Annotated in this window: 18 protein-coding genes and 1 pseudogene; 10 read left to right on the top strand and 9 right to left on the bottom strand. The window is 68.9% G+C overall.

The features are described from left to right. Positions 1-60 precede the first annotated feature (60 nt). Positions 61-738: a hypothetical protein gene (locus EV648_RS00875; protein WP_132284057.1), complete on the top strand. Its 678-nt coding sequence runs from the start codon at positions 61-63 to the stop codon at positions 736-738. Between the two features lie 35 nt (positions 739-773). Further along, positions 774-1,094 carry an NIPSNAP family protein gene (locus EV648_RS00870; protein ID WP_132284055.1) on the top strand — a complete coding sequence of 107 codons (321 nt, stop codon included), beginning with the start codon at positions 774-776 and terminating at the stop codon, positions 1,092-1,094. A 9-nt stretch (positions 1,095-1,103) separates the two neighbouring features. On the opposite strand, the gene EV648_RS00865 is transcribed toward EV648_RS00870, so the two are convergent. The 8 genes from EV648_RS00865 to EV648_RS00830 all read right to left on the bottom strand — a co-directional run bounded on the left by EV648_RS00865 (position 1,104) and on the right by EV648_RS00830 (position 11,648). Then, positions 1,104-1,340: a hypothetical protein gene (locus tag EV648_RS00865; RefSeq protein ID WP_132284053.1), complete on the bottom strand. Its 237-nt coding sequence runs from the start codon at positions 1,338-1,340 to the stop codon at positions 1,104-1,106. 250 nt (positions 1,341-1,590) lie between these two features. After that, positions 1,591-2,136, bottom strand: a complete 546-nt coding sequence (locus EV648_RS00860; protein WP_132284051.1) for a GNAT family N-acetyltransferase — start codon at positions 2,134-2,136, stop codon at positions 1,591-1,593. Between the two features lie 54 nt (positions 2,137-2,190). Further along, positions 2,191-3,054 carry a discoidin domain-containing protein gene (locus EV648_RS00855; protein ID WP_132284049.1) on the bottom strand — a complete coding sequence of 288 codons (864 nt, stop codon included), beginning with the start codon at positions 3,052-3,054 and terminating at the stop codon, positions 2,191-2,193. Then, on the bottom strand, positions 3,051-4,664 hold the full coding sequence (locus tag EV648_RS00850; protein WP_132284047.1) for an alkaline phosphatase: 1,614 nt from the start codon (positions 4,662-4,664) through the stop codon (positions 3,051-3,053). Before EV648_RS00850 ends, EV648_RS00855 begins: the two co-directional genes overlap by 4 nt. A gap of 16 nt (positions 4,665-4,680) precedes the next feature. Further along, the gene (locus EV648_RS00845) at positions 4,681-8,589 is read right to left on the bottom strand and encodes a hypothetical protein (protein WP_132284045.1); all 3,909 of its coding nucleotides are present in this window, start codon (positions 8,587-8,589) and stop codon (positions 4,681-4,683) included. A 4-nt stretch (positions 8,590-8,593) separates the two neighbouring features. Next, the gene (locus EV648_RS00840; RefSeq protein WP_132284044.1) at positions 8,594-9,421 is read right to left on the bottom strand and encodes a carbohydrate ABC transporter permease; all 828 of its coding nucleotides are present in this window, start codon (positions 9,419-9,421) and stop codon (positions 8,594-8,596) included. Next, positions 9,418-10,356: a carbohydrate ABC transporter permease gene (locus EV648_RS00835; protein WP_132284042.1), complete on the bottom strand. Its 939-nt coding sequence runs from the start codon at positions 10,354-10,356 to the stop codon at positions 9,418-9,420. Before EV648_RS00835 ends, EV648_RS00840 begins: the two co-directional genes overlap by 4 nt. Next, complete coding sequence (locus EV648_RS00830; protein ID WP_132284040.1) at positions 10,353-11,648, bottom strand: ABC transporter substrate-binding protein; 1,296 nt, start codon at positions 11,646-11,648, stop codon at positions 10,353-10,355. Before EV648_RS00830 ends, EV648_RS00835 begins: the two co-directional genes overlap by 4 nt. Before the next feature lie 214 nt (positions 11,649-11,862). Between EV648_RS00830 and EV648_RS00825 the strand changes: the two genes are divergently transcribed. The 3 genes from EV648_RS00825 to EV648_RS00815 all read left to right on the top strand — a co-directional run bounded on the left by EV648_RS00825 (position 11,863) and on the right by EV648_RS00815 (position 13,953). Continuing rightward, positions 11,863-12,474 (top strand): transcriptional regulator, encoded by a 612-nt coding sequence (locus EV648_RS00825; RefSeq protein WP_132284038.1) that lies wholly within the window; start codon positions 11,863-11,865, stop codon positions 12,472-12,474. Next, positions 12,471-13,166: a hypothetical protein gene (locus EV648_RS00820; RefSeq protein WP_132284036.1), complete on the top strand. Its 696-nt coding sequence runs from the start codon at positions 12,471-12,473 to the stop codon at positions 13,164-13,166. Before EV648_RS00825 ends, EV648_RS00820 begins: the two co-directional genes overlap by 4 nt. Before the next feature lie 79 nt (positions 13,167-13,245). Beyond that, on the top strand, positions 13,246-13,953 hold the full coding sequence (locus EV648_RS00815; RefSeq protein WP_132284034.1) for a hypothetical protein: 708 nt from the start codon (positions 13,246-13,248) through the stop codon (positions 13,951-13,953). A gap of 271 nt (positions 13,954-14,224) precedes the next feature. Here EV648_RS00815 and EV648_RS00810 read toward each other — a convergent pair whose 3' ends face one another. Then, positions 14,225-15,871, bottom strand: coding sequence for a serine/threonine-protein kinase (locus EV648_RS00810; protein WP_241994794.1), 1,647 nt, complete (start codon positions 15,869-15,871; stop codon positions 14,225-14,227). Between the two features lie 62 nt (positions 15,872-15,933). On the opposite strand from EV648_RS00810, the gene EV648_RS00805 reads away from it, so the two are divergent. From EV648_RS00805 to ptsP, 5 genes and pseudogenes are all read left to right on the top strand, one after another. After that, positions 15,934-16,494, top strand: coding sequence for an RNA polymerase sigma factor (locus EV648_RS00805; protein WP_132284032.1), 561 nt, complete (start codon positions 15,934-15,936; stop codon positions 16,492-16,494). A 104-nt stretch (positions 16,495-16,598) separates the two neighbouring features. Next, a complete protein-coding gene (gene dhaK, locus EV648_RS00800; RefSeq protein WP_132284030.1) occupies positions 16,599-17,603 on the top strand; it encodes a dihydroxyacetone kinase subunit DhaK in 1,005 nt (334 codons plus the stop codon). Positions 17,604-17,605: 2 nt separating this feature from the next. Beyond that, positions 17,606-18,238, top strand: coding sequence for a dihydroxyacetone kinase subunit DhaL (dhaL, locus tag EV648_RS00795; RefSeq protein WP_132285010.1), 633 nt, complete (start codon positions 17,606-17,608; stop codon positions 18,236-18,238). Positions 18,239-18,286: 48 nt separating this feature from the next. Continuing rightward, positions 18,287-18,697: pseudogene (gene dhaM / locus EV648_RS45005) on the top strand (dihydroxyacetone kinase phosphoryl donor subunit DhaM); the annotation flags it as partial. Positions 18,698-18,742: 45 nt separating this feature from the next. Then, a complete protein-coding gene (gene ptsP, locus EV648_RS00790; RefSeq protein WP_370452691.1) occupies positions 18,743-20,707 on the top strand; it encodes a phosphoenolpyruvate--protein phosphotransferase in 1,965 nt (654 codons plus the stop codon). Positions 20,708-20,709: the final 2 nt, after the last annotated feature.

The following is a 20,709-nucleotide window of genomic DNA, read 5'->3' as shown; positions in this document are numbered from 1 at the left end:
CTTGACATAGACCCGGCGCGGGCGGACCTTGAACTATTCGATCGGCGTCGTGGGGGGACCATGGATACTGATCAGAGCATGGTGGCGGGCGCTTCCTGGACGCCTCACGACGTGCTGTCGGGGGCGTACGACGGATCGCGCGGCGACGGAGTTTCCCTTGTTCGCTTGGAGCTGTCGGGGATCTCCGGTGATGCCGCACGGCTGCGCGAGCTGGTGGTCGCGGTACAGCTGCTGCGGCGCAAGGGCTGCATGGTGGAGTACGACCTCGACCTGTTCGGCGGTTCGCCGAGATTCGCGACCGTGCGGGACAACGTCGCAACGCTGCGCGCGATCGTGGTCGACGGGACCACCGCGGCGAGGTTCACCGTCAACCCCTTGGTCGGTGAGTGCTCGCCCTGGGTGGCGTCGTACCGCGAACGGGTGGCATCCGCAGTACAGCCGTGGTTGAGCAGGTTGTCGGCGCCGCTGGCCGAAGCATGGCTGGAGGTGATGATGGGCGAACGGATGTTGCTCGGCATGACCGGCGTGGCCGCTCATCGGATCGCCCTGCAGAGATTGACGTTGCGGAGCAACACCGAGCTGCTGAACCTGGTGTCCGACAGCGCCCGCGAGTTCGAGCTTTCCGGCGACACCCGCTTGCTCGACGACGAGTTGGTGAGCCCGTGGGTCGGTGCGCTGGTCGAGTCATTGCTTGCCCTGCGCAACAGATTCCAGCCGGACCGGCTGCTGACCGGTTGACCTGTCGCTGCCACCTGGGATGACAAGGTGGAGAGGTGATTACTTGCGTGGTGGACTACGTCATCGATCCGGCGAAGCTCGAAGCGTTCGAGCGGTTCGGCCGACGCTGGATGGAACTGGTGGAGCGGCACGGTGGGACGCATCACGGCTATTTCCTGCCGTCGGAGGGGGCGAGTGATCGTGCGTTGGCGTTGTTCAGTTTCGAGAGCCTGGCCGCCTATGAGCAGTACCGGCGAGGGTTCGGGGTTGATCCCGAGTTCATCGAGGCCGACCAGATCCGCGAGGAGAGCGGGTGCGTGCTGCGGTATGACCGCACCTTCATGCGACCGATGCTGCCGAGTGACCTGCCGGACTAGTGCGAGGCGCTAGGCGGCGTATGACGTGGTCCCGCTGACGCGGGCGGGGTGTGCGCCGGCGGCGACGGACTGGTCGAGGGTGGCGAGCTGGGCGCAAGCGGCGGTGAGGGCTTCCGCCTGCGTGCGGCAGCCGTCGACGTACCAGTAGGGGTCGTCCGGCTGGCGGTCGTCTGCATCGTCGATGTCGGCGTACCAGCAGTCCACGCCGTGGCAGCGGTAGTGCACCACGCGAACCTTGAGTTTCATGCCGGGTACGACGTACCTCGTCCGCCCGGCGGTTCCACGCCGGCTGACCGACCTTCTCGATCCTGGTGGGAACGGTTTACGGTCCGCTTGCAACGTTGTACAACGAGTCATGAGGTTCTTCCTCAGTCCGAGGTGCTGGGGAGGTCCTTGGCCAGTTCTCCGACTATCGGTCGGTAGTTCGTGGGCTCCGCGTGTCTTGCCGACGCGGTGACGCCAAGCGCCATACGAGGGCGGTACTACGTGGCGGTGGCTAGCGGGCGAGCCATTCCGGGGCTAGGAGGGACCAGACCTGGGAATCGTGGCGGACGCCCTGGTGGAGGTAGTCGGCGCGGAGGGTGCCGTCCAGTTGCATGCCGAGGCGGCGGGCGACGTTGCTGCTGGCGGTGTTGTCGGGGCGGGTGATCCACTCGATGCGGTGAAGGCCCCGGACGCGGACCGCCCAGTCGATCAGGTGGGTGGCGGCCTTGGTGATCAGGCCGCGCCCTTGACCGGCCGGCTCCAGCCAGCAGCCGATCTCGCAGTTGCCCGCGGTGGCGTCGAAGGAGACGAACATGGTGCCCCCGACCAGAGTGCCGTCGAGCCAGATGCCGTACAGGCGGCCGGCGTCGCGGGCGGCGAGGTCCGCGTAGCGTTGCAGGGTGGCGCGAGCCGAGTCCAGGTCCGTGCTCCGTCTCGCCCACGGGATCCACGGGTCCACCACCTCACGGGCCCTATCCATGTGGGCGAGGAACTCCTCGGCCTGCCACGGCTCCAGCAAGCGCAACTCGGCAGCTTCATCCAGCTCGATCGCAAACACGCTGGAACTGTAGTCGCGCCACCCCGCACGCCGCGCGCGATTATTCGTCCGGTCTCACCCCGCGTAGACCTCCAACTCGACGATCCGTGAGTAGGTTGGGCCTTCGTTGGAAGCCAACGCGAGGAGCCGTACTGCGGTGGCGGTGACTGGGATGAAGGTGGAACTGTTCAGCGGGGCTGTGTTGCCGCGGACCGAGGCGACCGTCTGCCAGGCGCCGTTGACCTGGGCCAGCACGTCCCAGTCCTTCAGGCCGTACCCTGCGGCGGGGTACTGCTTCGAGTTCAGTGTGTACAGGTCGACCCGGCCGACGGTCTCCGGCTTGTCGAAGGTGACCTGCAGCCAGTCCGGGAAGTTGCCCTTGGTGGCGTCGTTCCAGCCGGTGGTCTTCGCCCAGTGCTCCGAGTCCCGGTCGCCGTCCACCGCGCCACAGGCCGGGTAGACCGGCAGGTGCTCGCTGGATGCCGTCACCGGCACGAAGCGCGCGAGGTTGCCGCTGTTGTCGGTCGGTGGCTCCCCGACGCGCACCGGCAGGCTGAGCTTCTGGTCGCCGGCCTTGACCTCGATCGTGTAAGTACCAGGCGCTGTACCGCGGGGCGCGCCGACGTCGATCGGTACCTTCAGCGTGTAACCAGGCGGCAGGTAGCTCGAGACCAGCTTGCGCGACAGGGTCAGCGGAGCACCCGCCTCGAGGAACGCATCTGCGTACACCGCGGTCTTGCCGGTGTTGCCGAAGCGGAGTTCGAAGCCCTGCTTGGCACACGGCACCGGTACGGCGGAGACCTCCGCCACGTCGGCCGCGAGCGTCAGGCCGCCTTGAGCGGGGCGGTCGGCGACAGCCGGCCCAGTGATGCCTGCGGCAACTACTCCGGTCAGGACAGCACCGAGCAGCACCAACGGCTTCCAGCCACGGATTCTCATCGGACCGCCTTCCCTGCAACGGAGTTCAGACCCGGGTTGCCCGCCTCGACCACGAACGAGTGGATCGTGGAGATCGGCGCACCCGGCTTGTCGATGTACGGCACCGCGCGGAAGTCGACCCGGAGCTCCCGCTCGTCGAACCGGAGTACGGAGTAGCCGCGCTTCTCGTTGACCAGCTTCAGGTGCGGGTTGCCGTCCAGGAACTTCTGGCCGTTCGCCGACACGTCGACGCCGTTGCCGCCGCTGCTGAACGAGGTCGGCACGAGCTCCACGCCGTAAGTCTGCGAGGACGGATCGGCGAAGTCGCGCTTCATCTCCATCGCGTACCCGGCGTGCACGTCACCGGTCAGCACCACCGGGTTGCGATGGCGGTTCGCGGCGACGCCGTCGAGCATCACCTTCTGCTCGGCGCCGTAGCCGTCCCACGCGTCCATGTTGTAGAGGTCGGCCGCGGTCGGGTCGAGGTCCATCCGGCTCATGATCACCTGGTTGGCGAGCACGTTCCAGGTGGCCCGCGAGCGGTTCAGGCCGTTCAGGTACCACTGTGTCTGCTGCTGCCCGGCCAGTACGCGCGCCGGGTCGCGCCGGGCTTCCGAATCGGCCTTCCAGCCGTCGCCGGCCGCCTGGTCGGACCTGTACTGACGGGTGTCGAGCACACTCAGCTCGGCCAATCGCCCGAAGCCGAATCGCCTGTAGAGCTGGTAGTTCGGCCCTTGCGGTGCAGGACTCCGCAGCGGCAGGTGCTCCCAGTACGCGCGGTACGCGTTCGCTCGGCGTACCAGGAAGTCTTCGACGGGGGCGTTGCTCTTGGAGACCGTGCCGGCGTAGTTGTCCTGGACCTCGTGATCGTCCCAGGTGGTGATCCAGGGCGCGTTGAGGTGAGCCGCCTGGAGGTCCGGGTCGGACTTGTAGAGCGCGTATTGCAGCCGGTACCGGTCGAGCGTGTCCGCCTCGGTGCGGAACTGGCTGGGGACCGGGTCGGCCACGTTGCGCAGTCCACCGGCGGCAGCGATGCCGTACTCGTAGATGTAGTCGCCGAGGAAGACCACCGCGTCTACGTCCTCGGAGGCCAGGTGGCGCTGTGCGGTGTAGTACCCGTCGGGCCATGACTGGCAGGAGCTCACGCCGAGCGTCAGTTGACCGCCGCGAGTACCGGGCGCGGGCGCAGTACGGGTGCGGGCCGTCTGGCTCAGGTAGCCGTCACAGCGGAAGCGGTACCAGTAGTGGCGGCCGGGCTGCAGCCCCCGTACATCTATGTGCACGCTGTGCGCGTACTCCGGCCGAGCGGTGGCCCTGCCTGAGCGGATCACCTGGTGGAAGCGCTCGTCGGTCGCCACCTGCCAGTCGACGCGGACCTCCTTGTAGGGAGCACCGCCGAGCGGCTCGAACGGCTTGGGCGCCAGGCGGGTCCAGATCACCACACCGTCGGGCAGGGGATCACCCGAGGCGACTCCGAGCGTGAACGGGTTGCCGGTGAGACCGCCGGTCCCGCCGGTACCGAGCGCGCTGCCCGGCAGGTTGGTTCCGAACGCCACCGCGGTCGCGGCGCCGGTGAGGGTGAGGAATCGGCGCCGGGCCATCCTCACCGCGGGTCTGAGATCTTCGGTCACTTGATCAGGCTCCTCACTAGGGCTTCTGCTGCCTCGCCAGGGACCGCAGCCGGACCGGGCCGAACAGGCCCGACGTCCGCTGTCCCCCGAACACGAAATGGGTCGGGCTCACCGCGTCCAGGTAGGGCGCGGCCGTGCCGAAGACCTCGACGTCGACGGTCACCTCACCGGCCGAGCCGACCGAGCCGACCGAGCCGGTGAGGTCGAAGATGTACGGCGCGCAGAACCGGACCCCCGCGCTCCGCCCGTCCACCAGCACCTCCGCAGTACCGCGTACTCGGCCCAGGTCGAGCTCGATCCGTTCGCCCGCAGGGATCGTGAGCCGCCGGCGGTAGCGGACTCCCCCGCTGTACTCCGACAGGCCGTGGTCCTCCCAGTCACCCAGGCCGATCCGCCCTGAGCCGACGATTGCCCGGATCGGTCCGGTGAGCGCCGCGCCCGCCTCGAAGCCCGGCGTGGTCAGCAAGGTCAGCTGCCCGACCCGAGCGCCGGCCGGAACCTCCGCGACCAGATGCCCGGAACCCGCAGCTATCTCGGTCTCATCCACGGCGACGACAGCGTGCCCGACCAGATCGAACTCGAGGCGAACGGTGCCCGGCGGCAGGTCGAACCGTAGGTACTCGACGCGCTGCGGCTCAGTCCGCAGTACTGCGAAAGTGACCGGCTCGACCACACCTACCGCCGCGCCGGCTACACCCGACCCCGAGCCGACTTCACCTGACGCCGGGCCGGCCAGGCCGTCATCCCCGGCACTGGAGCCGTCCAGCCAAGATGCCTTGGGCAACGGGTGAGGCCGGCGGTTCAGGTAGAGGTCGGCGAGCGCGCGATGCTGTTGCCGCCTGCGGACCACCTTCGCCTGCACCCCGGCGACCTCGCCCACCCAGTCGTGGTCCGACACAACCAGCCCGTCGACCAGGATCGGCGACGGCTGCGTGACCTCGATCGCCACCTGGTTCTCCCCCGCCCGAAGCGCCTCCGCCAGGTCGTAGCGCCGAACCCGTGGCGTCGGCCGCTCGTACGGCAGGAACCCTCCCTGACGGCCCACCTCGACCCCGTTGACCAACACCCGCGCCGACCCACTCGCGGTCACCGTCACCTCCGACTCATCAGCCGGTACTACGGACGTGGTGAACCGGATCGCCGTACCGGCAGGTGGTGGCTCGGCCAGGGCGATCCACTCGGGGCGTCGGTAGGCCGAGGTGTCCCGGACGAAGGCCACGTTCGCGCGCAGTGACGACTCCACCTCCGGAGTCAGGCGGAGTTCCACCGTGTGCCGCCCGGCGGAGAGACGGGCGGCCGCCGCAGCGAAGTGACCACCGGCGTCCTCGATCGGCACAGGCACACCGTCGAGCAGAACTACCTTGGCCGCAGGAGCCCCGACCACCACGGTGGTGTCGAGTGGCTCATCCAAGGCAAACGCAGCCTGGAAGGAGACCGTTCGCCCGGCCGTGACCACCCCGAAGTCCAGGAACTCCTCCGGCACATGGCCCTTAGGACCGAGGGCATGCTTGTGGATCGGGTCCTTGTGGATTCCGCGGCTCTCGGAATACTCGATCGGCGCTCCGTCGATCAGCCCATGCGGGCCGAAGGTCGCGTGGGCCGATCGCCACTGTTCGTCACCCTCGACGCGATGCAGGATCCCCCAGCGCTCCACCACGACTTCGTCGGCAGCCGGCGCGCGAGCCGGCCAGGCGAAGTCACCCCAGGTGTTGTCCAAGGTCGGCAGCAGAGTTGCCTCCCAGTCGCCCTCGAGCGCCTCATCCCGCCACTCCTCAGCGATGACCGGCGCGTCAGCCGGATTGCCCGCGGCAAACACCACGAGCGCCGCAGGTCCCTGGTCGAAGGGAACGACAACCTCACTGACATCCCCATCCACCTGGTAGGCAAGGGTTCTCGGCTCTCCACCGAACGGAGACACCAGCATCGGAGCGCCCGGAACGTCCCGAACCCGGACGCTCACCTCGCGCAGGTACCGCTCGGGGTCGAAGTCGTAGCCGACGGTCGCCCAGTCGTGACTGATGCCGCGCTCGACGGCTCGGCCATCACCGACCCGCGTCGCGCTCCACTCGGTCGCGGTGACGAAGACGACCAGCTCACCGTCCACCTCACGCGCGAGCGTCGGCACCTCGGCCTCGACCCTCCGCGGCAACCGCGCCAGCACAGGGGGGACCTCCGCCGCAGTTGCTACCAAGACCGCCTCGCCTCGGGCGAACCGCTCGCGCAACAACGCGATCGCCTTGTCACCACCGGCGACACCACGCGCCGGCAGCGCGCCGACGGCAACCACCAACCCACCCGCGGCAACGAACTCATCCAGCCGCTCGGCCACCGCCCCTTCCAGCACCGTTGCCGCAGGCAACACAACAGCGGCGTACTGCTCATCGGCGACGAACAGCCGCGCCTCCGACCCGACTCGAACCTCCGCACCGGCGAGCGAATCGTCGTCGATCACATCGGCATCGAGCCGCGCCCCGTCCAGCACACCCCGCACCGGCGCGAACCAGGTCGCATCCCCGATCAGCTCCCGATACACCTCCTGAGCCCGTACGGCGTCCGGTCCGGGACCATCCATCGTCAGATCGGCCTGCGCTGTCGCGGTGGGAAACAGTACGGCGATGTCGCACAGGTGCCGGCCCATCGACAGGGCGGCGCACAACCCGGCGAGGGTGTCGGCGAAGTGCTTGTGGTGCCGCCAGTACGGCTGGCGCCAGTCCGTCGACGGCGGCGCCCACTCCCACCAGCCGGCCCGGGTCGTGTAGTAGACCGCGTGCGGGTTGTAGAGCGTGGCGCCGGTTCGCAGCCAGGGCAGCAACCAGTCGAAGGTCTCCTCGAGCGTGCCGCCCCACCCGGTCGAGTGGAACGCCTCGATCCAGGTGCGTGGGCGGTCGTAGAGGTGCGCAAGTGACGAGTGGATCCGGGCGTCCCCGTGGTGATCGGAACCCGGCGCGCTGAACCAGCGATGCGTCCGCGCGTAGTCGGCGTACAGCTGGACACCTTCGACCGGGCGCCCCGCTCGGGCCGGGTCCTGCTGATCGCAACCGACCATGAGCCCGTACTGCTCGTGCCACTCGTGGAGCGGCTTAAAGAACGCCTCCTCTGCCAGGGTTGCCCGGAGTGCGTGGTAGTCGCGTCTGACCTGATCCGCATCCGGCAGCGGCGAACCCCACAAGGCAGGCAGGCGATCCCGCAGGTCGTAGCTGTAGTGGTTGACGAACTCGTCGGCGAAGGTGGCGGACCACGTCGGGACCGAGGGCAGCTCGTCCTGGAATGACCCGACCACCACCTTGCCAAGCCGGTCGCCCAGCCGGCGGGCGAACTCCCCGTGCACCTGGTCGAGCAACGCAGTACAGGCTTCTCGGCCGAGGTAGTCGAAGCCGTGGTCCGTCTCGTAGAACAAGGAGAGCGTGGATTCCAACGAGGCCTCGCACTCGACGCCGTCGCCCGTGACGCTCACCGGCTGACCCAGGGCCCCGTCCGATGGTTCCAGCACCGCTGCGATCGGCCGACCACCCGCAGGGCAACTGACGACCAGGCGACCCGTGCCGGTGGTGGTCGCGCGCTGGAGCCGACGTCCGGCGTACGAGGGCGTGCGGGCGACCAACCGGGCCTGCAGGTCCGCTCCGGAGAAGCCGAGCTGGTCGTAGAACCACAGTGAGACGCCCAGCTCCTCCGCATCCGAGCAGACGCCCAGGAACAGATCCCACCAGGCTTCGGACAGGAACGGCGGATCGTCGGCATCGCAGCCGTGGTCCGATCCGGCGGGCGCGAGGTTGAGGACGACGAGTTGGTAGACGCCGCCCTCGACGAACCGCTCGAGCTGCCAGCGCAACCGCGCCGGGTCGAGCGGTTCGCCGCTCCACCACCAGATCGGTACGGGGGAGAAGGACCTCGGAGGATCGGCGAAGATCTCGGCGAGCGACGGCACGCGGTTATCCCTTCAGTCCGCTGGAGAAGCCGCGGATGACGTAGCGCTGGAGCAGCAGGAAGACGACCAGGATCGGCAGCGCGGCGAGCACCAGGCCGGCCGCCACGAGCCCGTAGTCCGACGTGTACTCGTTGACGAACGCGAACACCCGGACCGGGACCGTCTCCCGGCCCGACCCGCCCAGGTAGAGCAGCGGGGTGAAGAAGTCGTTCCAGATGTGCACCGCGTTCAGGATCAGCACCGTGCCGGTGATCGGCCGCAGCAGCGGGAAGATCACGTGCACGAACGCCTGCAGGTGCGAGGCCCCGTCGATCAGCGCCGCATTCGTGTAGTCGGCGGGCAGCGACCGGATGAAGCCGGTGTAGAGGAACACCGTGAACGGCAGCTGGATCCCGGTGTAGAAGAGGATCATCCCCTGGTAGGTGCCGAGCAGGCCGAGATCGTTCACCAGTTGGTAGAGCGGGATCATGCCCAGCTGGAACGGGAGGATGATGCCGACCAGGAACAGGATGTAGAGGCTGTAGCTCAACCGGCCGGCCTGCCGGGCCAGGAAGTACGCCGCGAGCGAGCCGAGCACGATCAGCACGACCACGCTCGACACGGTGATCAGCGTGCTGTTCAGCAGGGCGGACCCGAGCGAGGCCGACTGCCACGCGGTACCGAAGCTGTCCACCGACGGCGGATCGGGCGGCGACAGCGGCGCGTTGGCGATCTGCTCGGGATCCTTGAAGGCCAACGTCACCAGGGCGTAGACCGGGAACAGGAAGGCGACCGCGGTCGCCACCATGACGAGCTCGAGGACGAAGGTGCGGGGTCGGTACGCGGTCCTCATGCGGTCGTCTCCCGGGAGCGGAGGTAGCCGATCTGGAGGAAGGAGACGGCGGCGACGAAGATCGCCAGCACCAGGGCTACCGCCGTGCTGTAGCCGAACTTCCCGAACACGAACGCCTGCTTGTAGAGCACGGTCGACAACGTGTCGGTCGCGTACCCCGGTCCGCCGTTGGTCATCGCGATGATCTGGGTGAACAGCGTCAGACCGCCGACCGTCGACAGCATCACGTTGATCGTCACCGCGGGCGCCAGCAGCGGCCAGGTGATGTGCCGGAACCGCGCGACCGTGCCGGCCCCGTCGACCATCGCCGACTCGTGCAACTCCTTCGGCACGCCTTCCAGGCCGGCCAGGAAGATCACCATCGAGTAGCCGGCGCACTGCCAGATCACCGTGAAGGCGACCGACCAGATCGCCAGCGACGGGTCGCCCAGCCAGTCCTGCCGCAGCGCCCCGAGCCCGACCGCGTTCAGCGCCGCGTTCAGGCCCGCGTCCGGTGCCGGGTTGTAGACGTACTTCCAGAGGAAGGACACCATCACCGGGCTGACCACGACCGGGGCGAAGAAGATCACCCGCAGCACCATCCGGCTCTTGATCGTCGTGTGCACGCCGAGCGCGAGCAGCAGGCCGAGCCCGTTCTGGACCACCACGATCGCCAGCGTCAGCAGCAGGGTGTTGCGGAGCGCGCCGAGCGCCTGGTCGTCGTGCACGAGTTCCTGGAAGTTGTCGAACCCGACGAACGACCGTTGCTCGCCGACCCCCGACCAGTCGGTGAAGGCCGACCCCGCGCCGACGATGCTCGGGTAGAGCATCACCAGCGCGTAGACCAGCAGAGCCGGCGCCGCGAACAACCAGGGTGGCGCGATGCCACCTCCGCGGCGTACCCGCTTCACCGGTGGCGGCGCGGGCTTGACCGGCGGCGCCATCACCGCCGTCATGCGGTCTTCCGGTAGGCCTCGTCCATCTTCTTCAGCGCGCCGTCGACGGTGGTCTTGCCGCCGAGCAACTCCTGGACGACGGCGAAGTGGGTCGGCTGCACCTCGGCGTTGGGCCAGCGCTGGTCCATGAACGGCACCGCCTTGTTGCCCGACAGGTAATGCAGAAACGGCTTCAGCACCGGGTCCACCTTCGCCTCGCCCTCGGAGTACAGGGGAACGCAGGCGACGGCCTCGGCCCAGGTGTTGATCATGTCCGGCTGTCCGCAGAACTCGATGAACTTGCGCGCCTCGTCGGCCTTCTTGCTCTTCGCGCTGACCGCCAGGCCGACCACGATGCCGCCGGGGATCCAGTTGTCGGCCACGGTGTCGGTGGCCGGCAGCGGGAACATGCCGAGGTCGTCGGGCGACGGCGCCGCGTCGCGGTAGGCCTGCAGGACCGCGGAGACCTGGACCGCCATCGCGGCCTTGCCGGTGCCGACCATCGAGGTGGCCTGCTCGTACGTCGTACCGTTCGGGTTGTCGTTGAAGAAGCCGCGCTTCTGCAGTTCGAGGTACTTGTTCATCGCGTCGGCCCAGCCGGAGCCCGCGAACGTTGCGGAGCCGGCGGCCATCTTGTCGTCGAAGTCGGGCTGCTTGGCGTAGACGGTGCCCGGCACCAGCGCGTAGTTGATCAGCTGGGTGACCCAGGGTGTCTGCGCGCCGAGAGCGAGCGGCACGATGCCCTTCTTCTTCAGCGTCTCGCAGACCGTCAGCAGTTCGCTCCAGGTGGTCGGCACCTCGACGCCGGCCTTGGCGAACGCCTTCTTGTTGTAGATCGCGCCGAGCACGCTCGTCCCGGGCGAGAAGATGAAGGTCTTGCCGTCCTGCTGGTAGGCGCCCTTGAAGCCGGTCGGGATCTTCTGGGTCCAGGCCTGGTCGCTCAGGTCGGTCAGCAGGTTCGCCTTGCTCAGCTGGACCATCGACATCGCGCTGCCGTTGCCCGGGTAGACCGCGTGCATGTCCGGCGCGTTGCCCGCCGCGAGCTGGGCCCGGAGCGCCGTCTGCAACTGGTCCGCCGGCGAGAAGGACAGGTTGAAGTCGAACGAGCTGTTCTGCTTCTTGTACTCGTCGAGCGCCTTGCGCAGCCCCGCCTCCTGGCTGCCCGCGCCGATCACCTTCAGGGGACCGCCGCCACTGCCGCCGGCGGAGTTGCCGCCACCACACCCCGCGAGGGTGCCGGCGACCGCGACGCCGCCCATCAACTGCAGCAGTCGCCTCCGGCTGACCTGCGGACGGATGATCTCGGATGCCACGGTTCCTCCTGAGCTCGGGGCAGCACAGAACCCCGGAAATATCACCATTGAATGGGAACAAAACGTGAAGAGGTGTTATCTTCCTCACTGCGGCACGCTACGAAGAGCTCAGATGGCATGTCAAGGGTTCGGAGGTCACCTTTTGAAAGGATTCAGTCCGGCGCTCGCCGGAATCGGGCAGGCGGCCCTCCGACCGGCCTGAGAAGATGGCGACGTGCCCGAGACAACCTCTGCCCTGCTCACCGGGCAGGCCCGCGCCTGGCAGCGCATCCTGGCCCACCCGTTCGTTGCCCGCACCTCCGCCGGTTCGTTGCCCAAGGCCACCTTCGATCGCTGGCTGACCGAGGACCACTACTTCGTGCTGTCCTTCCGGAGCTTCCTCGAGGCGCTGTCCGAGGTCGCTCCCGACGACGACGCCCGCAAGGTGCTGGCCGGCGGACTGGCCGCGCTGGTGCCAGAACTCGAGCTGTTCAAGACTGAGGCCGCCGAGCGCGGACTCGACCTCACCGCCGAGCCCTCACTGCTGAACCTGGGCTACTCCTCATACCTGCTCGCCTCGGTCCAGGAGGGCTGGCCGGTCGGCATCACCGTCCTGTACGCCGTCGAGAAGGCGTACTACGACGCGTGGGCCTCCGTCCGCGACAGCACCGGCCCGGACACGCAGTACGCCGACTTCATCGCGAACTGGTCCTCGCCGGAGTTCTCCGCGTACGTCGACCAGCTCGGCGAACTGGTGGACCGCGAGGAGCTGACACCTGCGATGACCCGAGCCTTCGACCGGGTGGTGCGGTTCGAACTGGCCTTCTGGGATCTGGTGCACGGGTGAAGACCGCAGTCCTGGTGAGCGGCGTCGTACTGCTGGGAGTCGTCGGAGGCGCCGCCGGCTACGAGACGGGTGTCCTCAGCGAGCCCGGCACCACCCTCACCGCCGGCGCCGCCGCACCACTGGGGGGCATCTACCCCGCTGCACCGCTGCCGGTCAAAACTCCTGTCCCGAGTGATGTTCCGGCCCTCACCACGGCGGAGCTGACCTTCCGCCAGCACACCTTCCAGGTCCAGGCCTCCGATCGCACGGTGGAACTGGCGATCCAGGTACCCCGCGGCTGGCAGCTGACCACCAACCCGAAGAGCCCTGCCGAGGTCAAGTTCCTCGATCCGCTGAAGGAGCGAGGGGTCCGCGTCGAGGCGATCTCCCCGCCCGGTCTGAGCCCGAAGGAATCGCGGCAGAAGCTGATCGTGGACCTGGAGAAGAGCCAGGCGCCGGAGAACGACCTGCGGATCGTGTCCCAGACCGACGACCAGATCGAGGCCGACGGCGAGCTTCGAGCGGTCTCCACGCTGATCTACACCTACATCCCGAACAAGACCCGGCGGTACGTGATCGTCAGCTGGGTGGCCGCCGCCCACGGTGACGACCTCGCGACCGTCGAGATGAGCATCACCGGTCTCCCCCAGGACGCCGCCGGCCTTTCCTCGGTCCTGCAGGAGGCGACCCGCTCGGTCCACGAGACCGGCTGACCGGAAGACGCCCGAACCTTCAGGTGACCTACGGTGTCTAAAAGACGGGTGCTGGGGTGGACCGGGAGGAGGGGTGGCCGTGGCCGGGCGGAAGGTCGGTACTGCTCTGCTCGGGTCCGGGTTGCTCGCGATCACGGTGCTCGGTGCAGCGGGTGGGTATGGGGTGGGCCTGTGGACGACCACGGGGACTGCGGCGACCAACGGGCAGGCCAGCCCGCTCTCCGGGCTGAACCTGCCCAGCGCTCCGCCCTCTCAGTCCCCGACGCCACCCGCCAAGAAGATCGTGCCGGACGATTCCCCGGCACTGGAGGCGGACGAGCTCACCTACAAGACCCGCACGTTCACCGCGCGGATGGCGGTGAAGTCGAGAGTGCGGGTCCAGGTGCCTGCGCTCTGGGACTTCACCCAGCCGGATCCGCCGAAGCTCGGCCGGTACACCGATCCGACCAAGAAGCGCTGGATCCGGATCGAGGCGGGTTTCACCGTCCAGCGACCGCCCGCCGAGTCGATGGCGATCCGGATCGGTGAGCTGAAGGCGATCCCCGCCAACCAGATGGTGAAGGTGCTGGACGAGCAGGTCGACCCGGACACGAACAACGCGACCCTGGTCTACACCTACGTGCCGGACTCGAGCGTCCGCTACGTGATCGTCCGCTGGATAGCCGACGAGACCGGCAACTGCATCTTCGAGATGGGCTCGACCGGCCTCCCCCAGGACGAAGACGCCCTCCTGGCCGTCCTGGACCGAGCCACCGAAACAGCAACCCGCACCGACGAAGACATCTGACCCGAGCCCGGCAAGCCGTCGGCGCCCTCGGTGTCGCTGTCTACGGGGGCGTCGCGGGGAGTCCGGCACGCGCGCACGAGTTCGTCCACGGGCTGCACGCGCTGGTGTGGTTCGGTGCGGGACTCTGGCTGATCGCTCTGGCGCTCACCTGGCTGACTATCGGGTCAGCGGGGCCAGATGATGCGGAAGATCGTTGAGCGGATGCGGTAGAAGCGGCGGCGGTTCGCCTGGAGCAGCGCGGGCGACGGCCTGAGCCGCTCGACGACCATCATCACGGAGTTCCTTCACCTCTGTACACGATCGAGTCGGCCACCTCGATGACCTTGTCCCGATCGGGGCCCTGGACCTGCACGAACATCAAGTCGCTCCCCGTATCGACGACTCTCTGTAGCAGGATGGTAGCGCTCGGTCCACACTGCGCCGAAATCTGCTCCAGACCGGGCTTCCCAGCGATGGTGGAGTCCAGGATCTCCCCCGGCAGACCGCAGTTGTACTCCTTGGGATCCGGGAACCGCTTGCGCGGGTCGCCGTCGCGATCGATCAGACCGGCGAAGACGCCCGGGGTGAGCTGGTCCGGCAAGGCCCAGTTGTCGTTCTCGCTGACGCGCAGCGCAGGGCGGTCGTCAGCATTGCCGGGTGGGCGCCAGTTCGACTTGGCGACGACACCGGCCCAGTCGCTCGGCACCTCCACCGAGAACCCGTTCCCACTGGCCGTGACGTCCTGGACCGGCAGCAGGTACCGCTCGACGGCGTATCCCGCTCCACCGCCGATGACAAGCGCGAGCACCGCGGCAACGACCCACCGACCCCGCCGCCTCCGCCTGGGCTTGCCCGGACCGGAGGTGGAGTCAGCCGTTCCGGCTGAAGCAGGAACTGATTCGGGCACAGCCGGACTGGCGGGAGCCGCGGTGGAGCTGTCCGCCGGCGTCTTCACCACGGTCGGGGCGTTGGAGTCGCTCAGCGCCGTCTTCTCGCCGACCTCCGGCTCCGCCTCGGGGATGACGAGCTCCGGTTTGAGCTTGACTGGTTCGGCCTTGGCGGTGGCCACCGCGGCCACCGGGGCCGCAGTACCGGCGACTGCGCCGGCCGGGAGGAAGTTCTGGGTGGTTTCGTCCAGGGCGCCGACGAGTTCGCGGCTGAAGGCCTCGATGTCGGGCCAGCGGTTGTCGCGGTTCGGGTCCAGGGCACGGACGATCGCGGCGTCGACCCGGTCCGGGACGTCGAAGCCGAGGGAGCTCGGCGGCGGGGCCGCCTTGACCCGGCCGGCCGCCCCCAGGCCGTCCACCTGGTGCGGGGAACGACCCGTCAGGGCGGCGTACGCGACCGCTCCCAGGGAGTACTGGTCGGCTCGCTGGTCCAGCCGCTCCCCCATCGCCTGCTCGGGCGCCACGTACGACGGGGTGCCGCCGGGCAGGGTGATCCTCGACACCTCGTCGAGGGACTTGCCCAGGCCCAGGTCGGACAGGACCGCCCGCTCGCCCTCGTCGGTACTCCGGAAGAGCACGTTGGCCGGTTTCACGTCTCGGTGCAGGAGTCCCCGCCGGTGCAGCGCCTGGAGTCCCCGGCCCACCTGGACGATCACCCCGACGGCTGATTCGAGGGCCAGCGGCTCCTTCTTCAGCCGGTCCGCCAGCGTGCCGCGGTCGGCGTACGTGAGCACCAGGAACGGCCGCCCGTCCTCGAGCTCGCCCACGTCGTGCACCTGGACGACATGCTCGGACTCGACCCGGCGCAGGAACCGGCCCTCCTCGAGGAATCGGCGGCGCACCGAGTCGTCGTGGGCCCAGTTGTCGGCCAGGACCTTGATGGCCACCTCGGCGTCCAGCTGCTCGTCGTGAGCCAGCCACACCGTCGCGAAACCACCAGAGCCCAGGCGTCGGCGCACGACGTACCGGCCTAGTCTGGTTGGGACCCCCATACAAGGCATTATGGATCACTCGGAGTCCCACGCCCGGCGGACCGATGACAACGAAGGCGCAGATGAGCGAGAGCAGCAGCCCGACCGACGATCTCGGAGAACTTGCCGAGCGCGCCGCCGGGGGTGACAAGAACGCGATGGACGACCTGCTCAGGCTGGTCCACCCCCGCGTGCTGCGGATCTGCCGCAGTGTCCTGCCGTACTCCGCGGACGCCGAGGACGCGGCCCAGGAAGCGCTGCTGAACATCGCCACCAAGATCCACACGTACTCCGGCCGGAGCAGCTTCTCGACCTGGGTGCACTCGGTCGCGGCGAACTCGGCCCGCTCGACGTACCGCAAGCTCAAGCGGACCGCCCAGGCGGCGCACAACCCCGACCAGATGGACCGGCCGGACCCGCGGACCACCAGCGTCATCGCCGGCACCCGCCTGGACCTGCTGGAAGCCCTGGAGATCCTCGAACGCGACCGCCCCCAGATGGTCACCCCGCTGGTACTGCGGGATGTGTACGGCCTGTCCTACGAGGAGATCGCCGCCCTGGTGGGAGCCCCGCTCGGCACCATCAAGTCCCGCATCCACGACGCCCGCGAGGTCGTGCGGCCCCTCCTCCGCCCGAAGGACTGACCCTCCGGCTGTCGCGGCCGGCCGAGGTCGCCGAGCGCCCGGTGGGCTGACCGGAACGCCTGGGGGGCTCCCGCAGCGGCGTTCGGTGTGCTCAGATGGGCTTCATGAAGAAGCTCATCAACGACCCTGCCGATGTTGTGAGTGAAGCGCTGCGTGGGATGGAGGCGGCGCACCCGGACCACATCCGGGTCGATCACGAGAACCGGATCGTCTACCGCAAGGACGCACCCAAGGCCGGCAAGGTCGGTCTGATCTCCGGTGGCGGGTCCGGCCACGAGCCGATGCACGGCGGGTTCGTCGGGCTCGGCATGCTCGACGCCGCCTGCGCGGGCGAGGTGTTCACCTCACCGGTGCCGGACCAGATGATGGCCGCGACCAAGGAGGTCGACGCCGGCGCCGGCGTGCTGCACATCGTGAAGAACTACACCGGCGACGTGATGAACTTCGAGATGGCCGCCGAACTGGCCGCCGCCGAGGCCGGTACCGAGGTGCTGTCGGTCGTCACCGACGACGACGTGGCCGTCCAGGACAGCCTCTACACCGCGGGCCGCCGGGGGGTCGGCGTGACCGTGCTGCTGGAGAAGCTCGTCGGCGCCGCCGCCGAGGAGGGCCGCCCGCTGCAGGAGATCGCCGACCTCGCCAAGCGGATCAACGACAACGGCCGCAGCATGGGCATGGCGCTCACCTCCTGCACCGTGCCCGCCGCGGGCAAGCCGACGTTCGAGCTGGCCGAGAACGAGATGGAGGTCGGCATCGGCATCCACGGCGAGCCCGGCCGGCAACGGTTGCCGCTGGCACCGGCCAAGGACATCGCCGCGCTGCTGGTCGACCCGGTGGTCGGCGATCTGCCGTACCAGCAGGGCGACACGGTGATCGCCTTCATGAACGGGATGGGCGGCACGCCGCTGATCGAGCTGTACCTGATGTACAACGAGGTCCGGCAACTGCTCGACCGGGCCGGGATCACGGTGGCCCGCTCGCTGGTCGGCAACTACATCACCTCGCTGGAGATGGCCGGCTGCTCGGTCACGCTGCTGAAGGTGGACGACGAACTGGTACGTCTCTGGGACGCGCCGGTGAACACCCCCGGCCTACGCTGGCGAGCGTGAGCATGGGTGAGCAGAAGACCGTCGAAGACTTCGCGAACTGGCTGCGGGACCTGGCGGTCACGCTGCACGAGAACGCCGCGTACCTGACCGAGCTCGACTCGGCGATCGGCGACGCCGACCACGGCACCAACATGGACCGTGGTTTCACGGCGATCGTCGCGGTGCTCGACGAGACCACGTTCGAGAGCGTCGACGAACTGCTGAAGAAGGCCGGGATGACGCTGGTCAGCAAGGTCGGCGGCGCGAGCGGGCCGCTGTACGGCACCTTCTTCCTGCGCTTCGGGACCGCGCTGGCGGGCGCGGAGATCACGCCGGCCTCGGTCGGGGCGGCGTTGAAGGCCGGCATCGGCGGCATCCTCACGCGCGGCAAACCCGAGCTCGGCGACAAGACCATGTACGACGCCTGGGCGCCCGCGCTCGAGGCGTACGACGGGGCGGTGGCGGGTGGTTCCGACCTGGGTGGGGCGCTCGCGGCCGCGGCCGAGGCGGCTGCCAAGGGGCGGGACGCGACGATACCGCTGGTGGCTCGCAAGGGCCGGGCGAGCTACCTCGGTGAGCGGAGCGCCGGCCACCAGGACCCGGGCGCGACGAGCACCACCCTCCTGCTGGAGTCGGCAGCACGCACACTGGCATGAGCTCAGCTCGGTTGGTGGTGGTCCCGTGATCGGGATCGTGGTGGTCCCGTGATCGGGATCGTGGTGGTGTCGCACAGCCGCGCGCTGGCGGAGGCTGCGGTCGGGCTGGCTTCGGAGATGGTTGCCGAGGGCGACCGTCCGGTCATCGCGGTCGCCGCCGGGCTGGACGAGACGACCTTCGGCACCGACGCGGCAGCCGTCGCGGAGGCGATCGGGACAGCTGACAGCCCGGACGGCGTGCTCGTGCTGCTCGACCTCGGCAGCGCGATCCTCAGCGCCGAGCTGGCCCTGGAATTCGTCGATCCCGAGATCGCCGAGCGGGTGAAACTCTCCAGCGCGCCGTTGGTTGAAGGTCTTGTCGCGGCTGTCGTGACCGCGTCGACCGGCGCATCGCTGGACGCGGTGATCACCGAGGCATCGCGCGGCCTGGCCGGTAAACAGGATCACCTCGGAGACAGCCCAGCCGTGGTCGAATCGGCGCCGGTTGCCGCCGAGAGCGCCGCCATGGAGATCGCGGTCAGCAACGAGCATGGATTACACGCGCGACCGGCCGCGAAGCTGGTTGCCCTGGTCAACGGGTTCGACGCGGCCGTGACGTTGACCGATCTCGACACCGGACGCGGTCCGGTCGACGCGGGCAGTTTGAGCATGGTGGCCACACTCAACGTCCAGCAGGGTCATCGGCTCCGGGTCGGCGCCTCCGGTCCGGACGCTGATGCGGCACTCCAGGCGATCAGCGCACTGGCAGACCGGGCCTTCGACGATGCACCAGCCCAGCCAGTTGCTGAGACCGAGAGCCAGACAACGCCCCCGAGTGCGGGTGGGTCTGGGCTGGATGTGGCGATCGGACCGGCGGTGGTTGTGGATGCCTCGGTCGACCTGAGCAGCTACGTGCGCTCGGCAGATGAGCAGAAGCGTTCGGACGAGGCGCGGGCGGCGGCCAGTGCCGGGTTGGCCCGGCTGCGCGACGACACTGCCCAGCGAGTCGGAGCGGCCGAGGCTGCGATCTTCGAGGCACAACTCTCGCTGCTCGACGACCCCACCCAGCTGAAGCTGATCTCCCAGGCGATCACCGACGGATCGAGCGCGCCCGACGCCTGGCACAACGCGTTCGACGAGCTCGCGACCACCTTCGAAGGGCTCGACGACGCCTACCAGCGAGAACGCGCGCAGGACGTCCGCAGCGTCCGAGACCGAGTACTGCGAGCCCTCACCCGCGGCACCGCAGTACCGGCTGTGGACCCACTGGACGTGGCGGGGTATCCCGAAGGCGGGATTCTCGTAGTACCGGAGCTTGATGCGGCGACCGCGGCCGGGGTGGATGCGGGGCGGGTCGCGGGCATCGCCGTGCGGGCCGCGGGGACGACCGGGCACGGCGTCATCGTGGCGCGGTCGCGCGGGATTCCGCTGGTCACGGGGATCGGCGACGTGGCGGTGGCGGACGGCGTACTGGTCGGCTTCGACGCGCGCGACGGGTCGTTCGTGGTCCAGCCGGACGAAGCAGCCTTCCGTGCTGCGATCGGGACGCGGACCGCGGAACGGGCAGCGGCTCTGGCCGACGCGGATCAGCCCGCGGTGACGGTGGACGGCCAGACGATCGCGGTACTGGCGAACGTCGGGTCGGTCCAGGACGCGGTGGATGCGCGCGGGGCCGACGGGTCCGGGTTGGTGCGGACCGAGGTGCTCTTCGGCAACTGGCGGCAACCACCGACCGTTGAGGAGCAGGCCCAGGTGTTCCGCGCGGTTGCGGGGGCGCTCGGCGGGAAGCCAATCACCATCAGGACCTGGGACATCGGTGGGGACAAACCGCTGCCGTTCCTGCCGCAGGAGCGCGAGGCGAACCCGTTCCTCGGCGAGCGCGGGATCCGGGTGTTCCGGCGCCGACCCGAGCTGCTGCGCGACCAGCTGAAGGCGATCTGCCAGGTGGCGACGGAGACGCAGGTGCAGGTGATGTTCCCGATGGTCACGACGGCCGAGGAGGTCGCCTGGGCGCTCGAGCAACTCGGCGCGATCGGCACCCACTCGTGGGGCGTCAAGGTCGGCATCATGGTCGAGGTCCCGGCGGCAGCCTTGCGGATCGCCAGCCTCGCCGACGGCCTGGATTTCGTCAGCATCGGGACGAACGACCTCACGCAGTACACAACTGCTTCGGACCGCGGCAACACCAACGTCGCGGCGCTGGCCGACGCCCTCGACCCAGCGGTCCTGCAGTTGATCGACCGCGTGGTCCGTGGAGTGCCCGCCGGCGTCGAGGTCGCCGTCTGCGGGGACCTCGCCAGCGACCCCGATGCCGCCGCGCTCCTGGCCGCCCTGGGCGTTCACGAACTGAGCGCGGTCGGCCCTCAGGTCCCACTCGTCAAGGCCCGCCTCCGCCAGACCGACCTGACCGCCGCCGCTGCCGTCGCCGCCAAGGCCCTGTCGCTCCCCAGCGCCGCTGACGTCCGGGCACTCCTACAAGCCGAGCTCTGACG

The organism is Kribbella sp. VKM Ac-2568 (genome assembly GCF_004345365.1).
Lineage (GTDB): Bacteria > Actinomycetota > Actinomycetes > Propionibacteriales > Kribbellaceae > Kribbella > Kribbella orskensis.
This window is presented reverse-complemented; position numbering and strand designations above follow the sequence as displayed.

Excerpts from the sequence above, each read along its gene's own strand:
- EV648_RS00835 (WP_132284042.1), bottom strand. The coding sequence starts at position 10,356 with ATGACGGCGGTGATGGCGCCGCCGGTCAAGCCCGCGCCGCCACCGGTG.
- ptsP (WP_370452691.1), top strand. The coding sequence starts at position 18,743 with ATGGAGATCGCGGTCAGCAACGAGCATGGATTACACGCGCGACCGGCC.
- EV648_RS00840 (WP_132284044.1), bottom strand. The coding sequence starts at position 9,421 with ATGAGGACCGCGTACCGACCCCGCACCTTCGTCCTCGAGCTCGTCATG.
- EV648_RS00875 (WP_132284057.1), top strand. The coding sequence starts at position 61 with ATGGATACTGATCAGAGCATGGTGGCGGGCGCTTCCTGGACGCCTCAC.
- EV648_RS00805 (WP_132284032.1), top strand. The coding sequence starts at position 15,934 with ATGAGCGAGAGCAGCAGCCCGACCGACGATCTCGGAGAACTTGCCGAG.
- dhaL (WP_132285010.1), top strand. The coding sequence starts at position 17,606 with ATGGGTGAGCAGAAGACCGTCGAAGACTTCGCGAACTGGCTGCGGGAC.
- dhaK (WP_132284030.1), top strand. The coding sequence starts at position 16,599 with ATGAAGAAGCTCATCAACGACCCTGCCGATGTTGTGAGTGAAGCGCTG.
- EV648_RS00810 (WP_241994794.1), bottom strand. The coding sequence starts at position 15,871 with ATGGGGGTCCCAACCAGACTAGGCCGGTACGTCGTGCGCCGACGCCTG.
- EV648_RS00855 (WP_132284049.1), bottom strand. The coding sequence starts at position 3,054 with ATGAGAATCCGTGGCTGGAAGCCGTTGGTGCTGCTCGGTGCTGTCCTG.
- EV648_RS00865 (WP_132284053.1), bottom strand. The coding sequence starts at position 1,340 with ATGAAACTCAAGGTTCGCGTGGTGCACTACCGCTGCCACGGCGTGGAC.